Source organism: Pseudomonas fragariae (ex Marin et al. 2024) (genome assembly GCF_059621105.1).
This window is the reverse complement of sequence record NZ_CM184369.1, coordinates 1,040,803-1,053,676: the sequence shown is the minus strand read 5'-3', so window position 1 is coordinate 1,053,676 and position 12,874 is coordinate 1,040,803. Positions and strand designations below refer to the sequence as shown.

Below are 12,874 nucleotides of genomic sequence, written 5' to 3'. Positions count from 1 at the left end.
GGAAGAAGGCGCGGGGCAGCCCGCGCCTTGCATCATCAGGCGGCTGCGGGCACCACTTCCATGTCAGCGGGCTCCGGGCGCTTGATCAGCGCGTAGATCACGCCGGTCAGCACACTACCGGCGATGATCGCCACCAGATAAAGCAGCGCATGGTTGATGGCGTTGGGGATCAGCATCACGAACAGGCCGCCATGCGGTGCCATCAGCTTGCAGCCGAAGTACATCGACAGCGCACCGGTCAGCGCGCCACCCACGACACTGGCCGGAATCACTCGCAACGGGTCCTTGGCGGCAAAGGGAATGGCACCTTCCGAAATAAAGCACAGCCCCAGCACGAACGCCGCCTTACCGGCCTCACGCTCGCTCTGGGCGAACTTGCGGCGAGCCAGGATCGTAGCGATGCCCATACCGATGGGTGGCACCATACCCGCAGCCATGGCGGTGGCCATCGGCGCGTAGCTCTGGGACGCCAGCAAACCGACCGAGAAGGCGTAGGACGCCTTGTTGATCGGCCCACCGAGGTCGACGCACATCATTGCGCCCAGCACCACACCCAACAGGATCGCATTGGTGGTGCCCATGCTGTCGAGGAAGTGCGTCAACGCTTCGAGCATGCCAGCAACCGGCTTGCCGACCACGTAGATCATCACCAGACCGGTGAACAGGCTCGACAGCAACGGGATGATCAGAATCGGCTTGAGCGCCTCGACGCTGGCCGGCAGACGTGCGTAGCGGTTGATCGCCGCAGCGCTGTAACCAGCCAGAAAGCCTGCGACGATACCGCCGATGAACCCGGCCCCCAGCGTACTCGCCAACAGACCACCGATCATGCCGGGGGCCAGCCCCGGACGGTCAGCAATCGAATAGGCGATGTACCCGGCCAGCAACGGCACCATCAGTTTGAACGCCGCTTCCCCGCCAATCTGCATCAGTGCCGCAGCCAGCGTGCCCGGCTCCTTGAACGCGGTGATACCGAATACGAAGGAAAGAGCGATCAACAGCCCGCCCGCCACGACCATCGGCAGCATGAACGACACGCCGGTCAGCAGGTGTTTGTAGACGCCCGCCTTCTCTTGTCTGGCAGGTGACTTGGCGGCGGCCTCATCGGACTCCACCTGCCCTTCCGCCAGGGCTTTTTTCAGAGTCGCTTCGGACTGCTTGAGCGCGATCCCGGTGCCGCAACGGTAGATCTTCTTGCCGGCAAAGCGGTCGGTGTTGACTTCGATATCCGCCGCCAGCAGCACCACATCGGCATCGGCGATGGCCTTGGCGCTGAGCGGGTTACGCGCGCCTACCGAGCCCTGGGTTTCGACTTGCAGGTCGTAATTCAGACGCTTGGCAGCCTGCTGGATCGCTTCGGCCGCCATGAACGTGTGGGCTACACCGGTCGGACAGGCCGTGATTGCAACAATGCGCGGTTGCCCGCCGCTGCCACCGCTTGCCTGAGGCGCCGCTGCTTCGGACGCTGCATGCACCTGCGCTTCTCGCTCGGCGCGCTGCAGAAAGCTGTCGACATCCTGCAACGCATGCGCAGGCGAATCCTGAAACAGACGCTTGCCGACAAAGCGGCTCAAGTCCACAGGACCGGTATTGACCACCAGGACAAGATCGGCGGCTTCGATATCCTCGGCGGACAACTGCTGATCGGCCTTGTTGGGATCGATGATTTCGACGCTGGTTTCCCAGCCCTGGCGCAGGGCCGCCGCTTCGAGCAATCGTGCGCTGAGTACGCTGCTGACCTTGCCGTTCGGGCAGGCCGTAACTATGGCTAACTTCATGACGATCCTCTCTTATTGTTCTGAAAGGCTGCGTACAGTGACGCCGCCTTCAAGCCGTTTGAGTTGCGCGGCATCGGTGATACCGAAACCGATCTGGGTCACCGCCATGGCGGCAATCGCTGTGGCAGTGCGCAAGGTCTTGTGCGGCTCTTGGCCACTGATCAAGCCATGCACCATGCCCGCCAAAAGCGAGTCGCCCGCACCGACCGTACTGGCCACGGTGACCTTGGGCGGCAGCGAATGCAGCGCCACGCTCGGGCTGAACCAGTGCACGCCTTCGGAGCCTTGAGAGATCACCACATGCTCGATGCCCTGCGCCTGCAGACGCGCGGCCGCCTCGGCTTGCGCCGCGATGGAGATGATCGGAGCGTCGAGCGCATCAGCCAGCTCTTCGGTATTGGGTTTGATCAGCCAGGGCCCGGCCTTCAGACCCGCGCGCAAGGCCAGACCACTGCTGTCCAGCGCCACTTTCAGACCGAGGTCCTTGAGCATCAGCAGCAGTTTTTGCAGCCACTCCGGGGTGACGCCGCGCGGCAGACTGCCCGCCACGACCACCACGTCGAAACCCTGTGCGATCTGTTCGACGCGGGTAAACAGCGCCTGCTGCGCCTCTTCACTGACCTGCGGCCCCGGGCCGTTCAGGTCGGTGATACGGCCACTGCCTTCGGCCAGCTTGATGTTGCTGCGCGTTTCGCCCGGCACCCGCACAAACTCGTCGACGAACTGACGACGCTCGAATAACGCTTCGAACGCTTGCTGATTGTCGACGCCGAGAAAGCCGGCAACGGTCAGGTCATGGCCCAGGTCAGCCAGCACCTGCGCCACATTCAGGCCTTTTCCCGCGGCGTGAGTGAGCATCGCCGTGCTGCGGTTGACCTGGCCCAGCTCCAACTGCCCCAACTGCACAGTCAGGTCCAGCGCCGGGTTCATGGTCAGGGTAAGAATCTTCGCCATTACACAGCCTCCACAAGCGCGCGGACTTCGGCGGCGCTGCCCGCCGTCAGCGCATTTTGCGCCAGTTCCCGAGCGCTGCTCAGGGTCAGTTCACGCACGCAAGCCTTGACCTCGCCAATGCTGCGCGCCGAGACACTCAATTCATCCACGCCCAGGCCGACCAGAATCGGCACCGCCAGCGGGTCTGCAGCGAGTTCGCCGCACACGCCCACCCATTTGCCGTTGGCATGCGCTGCGCGTACGGTAATGTCGATCAGTTGCAGCACCGACGGGTGCAGCCCGTCAGCCTGGGCCGACAGTGTCGGGTGGCCGCGGTCGATGGCCATGGTGTATTGCGTCAGGTCATTGGTGCCGATGCTGAAGAAGTCCACTTCCTTCGCCAGCACCGGGGCGATCAGCGCAGCCGATGGCACTTCGATCATGATCCCCAGTTGCAGGTCGCTGACCGGAATTTCCTCGCGCAGGCGCTGGGTCATGTCCCGCGCCTGACGCCACTCTTCGAGCGTGCCGATCATCGGGAACATGATGCGCAGCGGGCCGCTGTCTGCCGAACGCAACAGGGCGCGCAGCTGGCTTTCCATGACATCAGGACGCTGAAGGGTAAGACGGATACCGCGGACGCCGAGGAACGGGTTTTCCTCTTTGGCGATCGGCCAGTAAGGCAGCGGCTTGTCGCCACCGACGTCCAGCGTACGCACCACCAGCGGACGCCCGCCCAGATCGGTCAGCACGCGGCGGTATTCAGCTTCCTGCGTGGCTTCATCCGGCGCCTGGGAATGCGCCATGAACAGCAGCTCGGTGCGCAGCAGACCGACGCCTTCCGCGCCCTGCTCCACGGCAGCCGGTGTGCCGGTGCTGTCGCCGATATTGGCGAAGACTTCGACGGCATGACCATCGCGCGTCACAGCGGGCTCCATGCGCGCTGCGGCGGCCGCCTTGAGACGTTGCTCACGCGCGTCACGGTCCTGTACTGCGCGCTGCAGGGTCGCCTCGTCAGGCGCGACGGTCAGCCTTCCGCGCTGGCTGTCGAGCAGCAGTACGGTGCCCGGCTTGAGCAGCAGCACTTCATCACCGGCCCCGACCAGCGCGGGAATGCCCAGCGCACGCGCCACGATGGCACTGTGCGCGGTGGCACCGCCGCGTGCGGTAAGAATGCCGGCGACCTGCGCCGGGTCGAGACGGGCAACGTCGGACGGGCCGACTTCATCCATTACCAGAATGTAGGGTTCGTCCGGAGCTGCAACGGTTTCGACGCCACAGATCTGCGCCAGCACGCGGCGACCGACGTCACGCAGGTCTGCGGCGCGCTCGGCCAGCAGTGCGTCCTGCAGTTGTTCCTGCTGAACCGCAGCGGTCTCGATAACCGTGGCCCAGGCCGCGGCCGCGCTTTCGTCGTTGTTGAGGCGCGCTTCGACTTCGCTGGTCAGTTCCGGGTCTTCAAGCATCTCCTGGTGGGTGATGAAGATTTCCCGGATGGCCTTGGACTTGCTGCGCTGAATAAGATTTTCGATATCGCTGCGCACCTCGCCGATCGCCTTGTGCAGGCGCTCGCGCTCGGCAGCCACCGACTCGCCCCGTTGGGGATAATCGAAGCTTTGCAGCACTTGAACGTGGGCCGGCCCCATGGCAATCCCCGGTGAAGCAGACACAGCCTGCAACACGCTGCCTGCTGGCGGAGCGCTGAGCGGTTTGGCAGCAGCCGGGGCCGGCGCTGGCGCTGCCTCGGTCTGCGAGACGGCGGGCAAGGGTTCGACTTCCTCGCCCAGACCTTGCTCGACGGCGGCGATCAGGGCTGGCAGTGCGTCGTCGGCGATGGTCGGCTCGGCAATGAATTCCAGCGTCTGACCACGGCGGGCGCCGAGGCTGAGCAGCTTGCTCAGGCTCTTGGCCGACACGGCGGCCTCGCCGGTTTCCAGCACGCGCATGCGGATCTCGCCGTCAAACTCCTTGGCCAGCTGCGCCAGTATCTTCGCCGGGCGAGCGTGCAAGCCATGGGCGTTGGCCAGTTGAATCTGCCGGGTCGGCCACTCGGCTGGCAGTTCGCCGCCCAGCGCTTCGAGCACGGCGCGGCTGTTGGTGGCATGACCCAACTCGTGGCCGCGGCCTTCGATCAGCAACAGGCACAGACGCTCGAGCAGCGCCTGATGCGCCTCACCGAGGCTGGCCAGGCAGAACAGCCCGGTCAGCGGCTGGCCCAGATAACGCATGGGTTTGTCGGGGGTGACGAACGCCAGACCGGGACGCTTGACGGTTTGCTCGCTGTGCAGCCACCAAAGGCCATCACCCAGCGACAAGGCTTCCACTTGCTGGAGCACGGCGGCAAAACCGTTACTCACGCAGTCGGCCTTGCGCAACAGGCGTGCGCCGCGCCAGACCAGTTCTTCAAAATCGTCGGCCGATACGCCGAGGCTGATCATCTGTGCGTCGAGCGCCAGTTCCTGCGGAGCGCCCTGCAATAGCTTGAGCAGGTCTTCCGGGGTCTTCGCTTCGCGCAGTGCCTGGCCAAGATCCTCTTCACCCAATGCGCGCGTCAGCAGTTGCAGCAGGCGCAAGTGCTCGTCGGATTTGGCAGCGATACCAATCGCCAGGTAAACCATTTGTCCGTCGCCCCAGTCCACCCCTTCGGGGAACTGCATCAGACGCACACCGGTGGTAAACACCAGGTCGCGGGTTTCGGGTGTACCGTGTGGGATGGCGATGCCCTGACCGAGGAAGGTCGAGCCTTGCTGCTCACGGTTCATCAGCCCGGTGAGGTAGCCCTCGGCAACCAGACCATCAGCGACCAGGTGGTCGGCAATCAGTTTAAGTGCGGCAGTTTTATCCACAGCCGACTGGGCCATGGATATTTGCTCCAGAGTGAGTTCGAGCATTGCCTTGACTCCTGTGCAGCGCCAAGGCGCCACCTGATTCTTGTTTTAATGGCGATCATGTGATCGACAGCGTAGGGGGGATGAAGGTGATATCTGTCCGAGCATCGTATCGGACATCACTTTCATCTCGATTGCAGCAGACAACAGGCGTGCTGAATCGTTTAATCTAGAATTGCCCGGCACGTTACTCGATTCTGGGGATTCATTGAAGCCCGGACGGTGCGATCACTGTGGGACAATTCCTAAAATACGTGAAGTACTTGGGAATTTCCTACGGTCTGGTGTAAAGATCAGCGCCATGAAAAAAATAACTCGATTGTCCTGAGCCGCGTACCTAATAAAAGGAAATTCCGGGGTGAAACTGAGCGATATCGCACGTCTGGCAGGTGTTTCTGTCACTACGGCCAGTTACGTCATCAATGGCAAGGCCGAAAAACAGCGTATCAGCCCGGCAACGGTCGAGCGTGTCAAAGCCGTGGTCGAGCAGCACGACTTCCGGCCCAACCCGCAAGCGGCGGGCCTGCGCAGCCGTCATAGCAAGACACTGGGCTTTATCCTGCCCGACCTGGAAAACCCCAGCTATGCGCGTATCGCCAAATTGCTCGAGCAAGGCGCGCGTAGACTCGGTTATCAACTCCTTATCGCCAGTTCCGATGACGACCCCGCCAGCGAGCTGCAGCTTCTGCAGCTGTTCCGAGCACGCCGTTGTGATGCACTGCTGGTCGCCAGTTGCCTGCCGACCGGTGACGACAGCTACCGCGAATTGCAGCTCAAGGGCACGCCGATCATCGCCATCGATCGGGAAATGAATCCCGAGTTTTTCTGCTCGGTGGTCAGCGACGACCACGACGCCTGTCAGCAACTGACCCACAGCCTCCTGCAAACCCGACCGCGACACATCGCCCTGATCAGCGCACGTCCTGAACTGAGCATCAGTCGCGCGCGTGCCGCCGGCTTCGAACACGCACTCGACGGGTTTACCGGAGCCACCATCATCGAGCACGGCGAAGCGTTCAGCCGCCAGTGTGGTCAGCGTTTGATGACCGAGATGCTACAGCGCCAGGGACATCTTCCGGACGCGTTGATCACCACGTCCTACGTGCTGCTGCAAGGCGTGTTCGATGTACTGCAGAGCCAGGCACTGCAATCAACCCAATTGCATCTGGGCACTTTCGGCGATACTCAATTGCTGGATTTCCTGCCGCTGCCCGTCAACGCCATGGCCCAGCAACACCAGTTGATCGCCGACAAGGCCCTGCAACTGGCGCTGGCGGCTATCGAGAAGGATGACTACCAGCCAGGCGTGCATGCGATTGCCAGGGCCTTCAAGCAACGTATTCACGAGGCGTGAATGTGACGCTGATCGATACCCACACCCACCTGGATTTTCCGGACTTCGATGCCGACCGCACTCAGGTGCTGGAAAACTGCCTGGCGCTCGGCGTGCAGCGCCTGGTGGTGCTCGGGGTGTATCAGCGTAACTGGCAGCGGCTCTGGGAGCTGACCGAGGCCAACCCCGCCCTGCACGCAGCGTTCGGCATGCATCCGGTGTACATCGATGAGCACCGCACTGCACACCTGACCGAGCTGGGCGACTGGCTGACGCGCCTGCAAGGCCATCCGCAGCTGTGTGCGGTAGGTGAGATCGGTCTGGATTATTACGTCGAGCAGCCGGACAAGGTGCGTCAGCAGGCGCTCTTTGACGCGCAATTGCAGCTGGCGAACGACTTCAACCTGCCCGCCTTGCTGCACGTGCGACGCAGCCATGCCGATGTGATCGCGACGCTCAAGCGCCACAAGCCACAGCGCAGCGGCATCATTCATGCCTTTGCCGGCAGCCGCGAAGAAGCGCGCGAATACATCAGGCTGGGGTTCAAACTGGGTCTGGGCGGAGCCGCGACCTGGCCGCAGGCTTTGCGCATGCATCGGGTCATCGCCGAACTGCCGCTGGACAGCGTGGTGCTGGAAACCGACTCACCGGACATGGCGCCCGCCATGCACCCCTATCAACGCAACAGCCCGCAGCACCTGCCCGACATTTGCGAGGCCCTCGCGGGGCTGATGAAGATCAGCCCCGCGCGCCTGGCCCAGGCGAGCACGGACAATGCCTGCGAACTGTTCGACTGGCCTCGCCTGTCACACACCTGATGTCACATGCCTGAACCTGCGCGGCCAGTATCGAATCAGAGCAGAAGGGTCCACAGGGCGAACCCCGCATACCAGACCACCGCAGCACGTACCAGCAGCTCCCAGAGCATGTCGAGGCCGGTAACGCCCTGCGCGCCCATCATCGGCGGCGGAACCTCGCTGGCGGCGCAGCCGACGCGCGTGATCAGTTGTGCAGCACTGATGTTCCAGTTCAGCAGCTCATGCAGCATCACCCGGGTGACCGCCACAAAATTGCCGACCAATGCGAAGCTGGCGGCGAGCAACCTGACCGGTACCCAGTCGAACGCATGACGCAACTGCCCTGCGCGTTCCACCAGTGCGGGTGTCTTGCCGTGCTCGGCAGCAAGTGCCAATAGCCTGTAGGCCAGCGCAGCCACCGGGCCGAGTACGAAGTACCAGAAAATCACGGCGAAGAAACTCTGAAACGCCTGCCAGAGCAGGTAGCCCTGCACACCCTGCAGCAATTGCTCGCTGTTGTCCGCCTGCACGCCCATGTCGCGCTCCGCCACATGCACCGCCGCCTGCGCATCGCCACGTCGGCAGGCATCGCGAAACGGCCCGAGCACCGCAATCAGGTCAACCCGGCCAAGGCTGTAGATCAACACCAGCAGGTGAATGGGCAGAAGCAGCCAGCCATAGGCCACCGAGCCGACGATGGTCAGCGCCAGTTGCAGGATCAGCACGGGCACAAGCACCAGCAGCGCCAGCATTACCCACGGACGTGTCGAGGTCCGCGGGCTGGCCTCGAGTTTTGCCAGTTCTTTCAGCCACGGTCCGTCACGCTGAACGCGCTGACGCAGCGCAGAAAACTTTTCGATAAGAACGGCCAGCAGTAGCACCAGAAAACTCATTGTTCGTCCCTCACATCAATCCAGCAAAGCCGCTCGAAACCTGGCCCAGTCAAAACAGGGCCCAGGATCAGTCTTGCGTCCCGGCGCCACGTCACTGTGACCACAGATACGCTCGGGGGTGATCGCCTCGAACGCCTGACGCAACTGTCGCGTCAGGTCGATCAGCGCGTCGTATTGCGCATCGGTGAAAGGCTGGTCATCCGTCCCCTCCAGCTCAATGCCCACAGAGAAGTCATTGCACCCCTCCCGGCCCTGAAAACTGGAAACACCGGCGTGCCACGCACGATCAAGACAAGAGACGAACTGAATGACCTCGCCATCACGTTCGATCAGAAAATGCGCTGAAACGCGCAGATCGGCAATCCCCACAAAGTAGGGATGCTCGTTGATGTCGAGCTGATTCTGAAAGAAAGCCTGCACCTTGCCGGTCTTGAACTGCGCTGGCGGCAGGCTGATGTTGTGGATAACCAGCAGCGAGATCTCGCCTTCAGGTCGCGCATTGAAGTTGGGCGAAGGACAATGCTGCACGCCGTCGCACCAGCCGCTTGCGGAGTCCAGTTGCATGAATGCTCCTTGAACGGGGGAAAATAAGTAGCGCTGATTATGCCCGTGGCAGGAGCCGATGTGGGGGCTTGGGTACGGATCCGCAATGTAGGAAACACACTGTAGACAGCAAGGAACCTTGGCTCAGCGGCGTGGACTGCAAGCCGACGCGGGGCGTCGGCACCTTAGTCAAACAGGTGCCTGGCGACAGGCACAGCCGCCGATCAGGCGCCCTTGAGCTTGCGCAGATTGCTGATGACAGACTCCAGGGCCCGGTCGAAGAGCAGCGCGTCGTCGAGAATACGTACCGCGCCGCGACGAAATTCGACGGCAAGGCCGGTGCGGGTCTTTTCCAGAACCTTCATGCCGGTACGATTGACGAACACATAACGCCCGGTCGGCTCGACAATCGCGGTCAATTTACAACGCAGCTTGTGCTCTTCATCTTCCTGAATCTCGACCCAGCAACCGACCCGCAGCTTGTCGACCATCTGCAGGCCTGCGTCATCGTCAGGTAACTGGACCACCGGCTCATTGAGCATCTGCTCTTCAGGGGTGATGAGGACGATTTCTTCAACCACCGCCATCATCGGCGGGCCTTCGACGGCCTGGCCGTCTGCCTGCGCAGTATCGCCTTGCGCGGTGCCACCCTCGCCTTCCTGCAAGCGCGAGAAGTGCTGGAACGCCTGGACGTGCAGCGACTCCAGCTGGCTGAAAAAATCGCTGGTGGCAAACGGGTCGAACGCGGCACTGGTCAAACCGTCACGCAGCGACTTGAGCAGTCCCGGCACCAGATCCAGCAGGCGCTGCAGGGCGTGCGGGTCATCATGCAGTTCGACGCTCCAGATCAACTCGTCCATGGTCTCCAGCCCGGCCTGCCACTCGCTGGACTCCTCGCCATGCTTGAGGCAGGTCAGCAGCAGGACCTTGCTCCAGGCCTCCTGCAACAGCCGCACAACAACCTCAGGCAAGGTTTTGCCCAGCAGGCGCTGATTCAGTTCGTGTTGTACCTGCTGTCGGGCCAGTTCGGCACGCGCGCGGCCTTCTTCGGCATCGCGGGTGCGCTGCTCGAGCAACTCGCTGCGGCGACGTTCGTCACTGGTGAAGGCCAGAAAATCCGCCAGCAATTCGGAGAAGATTGCCGGGTCATCGACAAAGTCATTGAGCAGGCGCTGCACGATCTGCTCGACGCGCTGATACAGCGAGTCGCGCTGATAGTCGTCACGACCACCCCAGCCCAGCGCGGCAGTGGCAATTTCGTTGAGCAGGCGACGGGCAGGATGACTGCCGCGGCTGAAGAAGCTTTTGTCGATGACCGCCACTTTGAGCATCGGAATCTGCAGGCGCCCGATCAGAGCGCGCAATGACGGCGTCAGGTTGCGGTCATCGAGAATGAACTCGAACAGCATAGCGATCAGGTTGATGACATCCTCATCACCGACACCGACGATTCTGGATTTTCCGGTTTTGACGTTGACGCGCGTCAGCAGCTGTTCCAGCTGGTTGCGCAGGTCGAAATCGTCTGCAGTGTCCTGCGACGGTACATATTGCTGCAGGTGAGACAGCAGGCGCAGCAAGTCCCGGCTGGAAATCGGACGCACTTCGGCGTTGGGTTCATGGCGCGGCGCGAGGTTGCCGCGAACGTGCAGCAGCAGTTCCTGCAAGGCCGAGAAAACCTCCTGCACACCCTTGTCGAGCTTGTCGGCGGCTTCGTTCAGGACAGGGTCGGACATCTCGGCGACGCGACTTCTCGGCGCTGCCCGGTCGGATGAGCGCCGGGCCGGCAACGCTTTCATGTCCGGCAATACACCGGTGGCAATCAGCAACTGATTGGCTTCGCTGTACAGATCGTCCGTATTGGCCAGGACGTACTTCTCGAACAGCTTGAGAATGATCAGCTTGACCTTGATCTCGACGCCAAGGCTGCGCCCGGCCTCCAGAAAGAATCTGCAGAGCATCGCCGGCCCCAGCGGGTTGGAGTCTTCGGCAATGGCTTGAGGAATGAGGACGTTCAGGCGGGCAGTGAGCTGGCCCAGGGCGAGGGCGTCACGGCTCATGACCTTGCTGACCATGGCATCCACGGCCACGGTCTTCTCGAGATCATCGTTGTGCACCAGCGACAGCTTGTCGAAAGACACAGCGGCCGGAAGCACGGGTTCCTGAATCTGATACTGACCCAGGACCAGAAAGGACTCGTAGAACTTGTCGAGGAAACCCCGTTCTATGCTTTTGCGCTTGAGGCGCAGGTCACGCATGGCTTCAAAAAAGATGTTCTGCTCAGTGTTGCTGCGGGCGCGGTCAGCCATTTCGAACAGCGTGTCGTCGGCGTTATCGAACAACGCCTGCAATGCGTCCTTGAGCTGCTGGGCAGCCTTGTCGCGAACCTGCAACAACACAACAGGTAATCGGGCCAAAGGAGTACCCGCCCCCTGTAAAGGGAACGATTTGCTCAACGGCACTACTTTTTCGTCGTTCGGCATTACACCCCCTGACAGGAAACAACCTGAACCCCATCACAAACGTGGCTTGCTACCCTCGCACTGTGAAGCGACCCCCTTGGCCTTGCGCAACGTCAAACCCATGGCGTCAATTACAAGTCGGATTATCTTTCAAAACTTGTCATCAGCGCCAGTCAGACTTTTCTTTCACTTTCGCAAAGGAAGCGGCAAGACATTCATGTGCAGCGATAGACCGCGATATTCGCGTTCCATCGCAAACGAATTTGCCAAACCGACCAACTGCACGTTCCCGGAGGTAACACCCTGGCATTGGCGCAGGTGGGTAAGCGGGATGCGGTGCCTTATACTCGAACGACTTTGCTACTGGAGCCCGCTATGCCGAATTTACGAATTGCCGACCTGACCGCCGAGATCGAGGCCAATGTGCGTCGCGCGTTGCTGGAGGATGTCGGCAGCGGCGATATCACTGCTCAATTGATTCCGGCAGAGCGACTGGCCAAGGCCACCATCATTTCCCGCGATGCAGCGGTGATCGCCGGTACTGCCTGGGTCGATGCGGTCTTTCGGCAACTGGACCCGCGCGTCGCCGTGCACTGGCAAGTGACCGATGGCGATCGAGTCAGCCCGAATCAGGCCCTGTTTCATCTTGAAGGCCCGGCCCGCTCGCTGTTGACCGGCGAACGCAGCGCGCTCAATTTCCTGCAGATGCTCTCGGGAGTGGCCACGCGGGCGCAGTACTTCGCGGACATGGTCGCAGGCACTCAGGTCAAACTGCTGGATACCCGCAAGACCCTGCCCGGCCTGCGCATGGCGCAGAAATACGCAGTCACCTGCGGCGGCTGTCACAACCACCGCATCGGGCTGTACGACGCGTTTCTGATCAAGGAAAACCACATCGCAGCCTGTGGCGGCATCGCCCAGGCAGTGGAAGCGGCGCACCGGATTGCACCCGGCAAGCCTGTGGAAGTCGAGGTGGAGAGCCTGGGTGAACTCAAGCAGGCGCTGGACGCAGGCGCCGACATCATCATGCTCGATGAATTGAGCCTTGATGACATGCGCGAGGCCGTGCGCCTCACCGCGGGCCGTGCCAGTCTGGAAGCCAGCGGCGGCATCAACGACGATACCCTGCGGGTGATTGCCGAAACGGGTGTCGATTACATTTCCATCGGTGCGATGACCAAGGACGTGAAAGCCGTGGACCTGTCCATGCGCCTGAGCCTCTGACCCATCGCGCACAGCCAACTGTCACT

9 protein-coding genes are annotated in these 12,874 nt (G+C 61.9%); 3 read left to right on the top strand and 6 right to left on the bottom strand.

The genetic code is table 11. The features are described from left to right. Positions 1–35 precede the first annotated feature (35 nt). Genes AC54XV_RS04735 through ptsP form a run of 3 tightly spaced genes read right to left on the bottom strand, consistent with a single transcriptional unit; the run spans position 36 to position 5,602 of the window. Entirely contained in the window at positions 36–1,778 is a 1,743-nt protein-coding gene (locus AC54XV_RS04735; RefSeq protein WP_024659553.1) for a PTS fructose-like transporter subunit IIB, read from the bottom strand. A gap of 12 nt (positions 1,779–1,790) precedes the next feature. After that, on the bottom strand, positions 1,791–2,732 hold the full coding sequence (pfkB, locus tag AC54XV_RS04730; protein ID WP_003406610.1) for a 1-phosphofructokinase: 942 nt from the start codon (positions 2,730–2,732) through the stop codon (positions 1,791–1,793). Next, on the bottom strand, positions 2,732–5,602 hold the full coding sequence (gene ptsP / locus AC54XV_RS04725; RefSeq protein ID WP_496718040.1) for a phosphoenolpyruvate--protein phosphotransferase: 2,871 nt from the start codon (positions 5,600–5,602) through the stop codon (positions 2,732–2,734). Before ptsP ends, pfkB begins: the two co-directional genes overlap by 1 nt. A gap of 355 nt (positions 5,603–5,957) precedes the next feature. Here ptsP and cra point away from each other — a divergent pair, with 355 nt between their 5' ends. Both cra and AC54XV_RS04715 read left to right on the top strand, forming a co-directional pair. After that, entirely contained in the window at positions 5,958–6,953 is a 996-nt protein-coding gene (gene cra / locus AC54XV_RS04720; RefSeq protein WP_003406606.1) for a catabolite repressor/activator, read from the top strand. Next, entirely contained in the window at positions 6,950–7,750 is an 801-nt protein-coding gene (locus tag AC54XV_RS04715; protein ID WP_024639798.1) for a TatD family hydrolase, read from the top strand. Before cra ends, AC54XV_RS04715 begins: the two co-directional genes overlap by 4 nt. A 35-nt stretch (positions 7,751–7,785) precedes the next feature. On the opposite strand, the gene ampE is transcribed toward AC54XV_RS04715, so the two are convergent. The 3 genes from ampE to AC54XV_RS04700 all read right to left on the bottom strand — a co-directional run bounded on the left by ampE (position 7,786) and on the right by AC54XV_RS04700 (position 11,645). Further along, complete coding sequence (gene ampE / locus AC54XV_RS04710) at positions 7,786–8,622, bottom strand: regulatory signaling modulator protein AmpE (RefSeq protein ID WP_496718038.1); 837 nt, start codon at positions 8,620–8,622, stop codon at positions 7,786–7,788. Positions 8,623–8,637: 15 nt separating this feature from the next. Next, positions 8,638–9,186 carry a 1,6-anhydro-N-acetylmuramyl-L-alanine amidase AmpD gene (gene ampD, locus AC54XV_RS04705; RefSeq protein WP_496718036.1) on the bottom strand — a complete coding sequence of 183 codons (549 nt, stop codon included), beginning with the start codon at positions 9,184–9,186 and terminating at the stop codon, positions 8,638–8,640. 203 nt (positions 9,187–9,389) lie between these two features. After that, a complete protein-coding gene (locus tag AC54XV_RS04700; protein ID WP_032654562.1) occupies positions 9,390–11,645 on the bottom strand; it encodes a DUF1631 domain-containing protein in 2,256 nt (751 codons plus the stop codon). Positions 11,646–11,999: 354 nt separating this feature from the next. On the opposite strand from AC54XV_RS04700, the gene nadC reads away from it, so the two are divergent. Then, positions 12,000–12,848, top strand: a complete 849-nt coding sequence (gene nadC, locus AC54XV_RS04695; RefSeq protein ID WP_024641527.1) for a carboxylating nicotinate-nucleotide diphosphorylase — start codon at positions 12,000–12,002, stop codon at positions 12,846–12,848. Positions 12,849–12,874 lie beyond the last annotated feature (26 nt).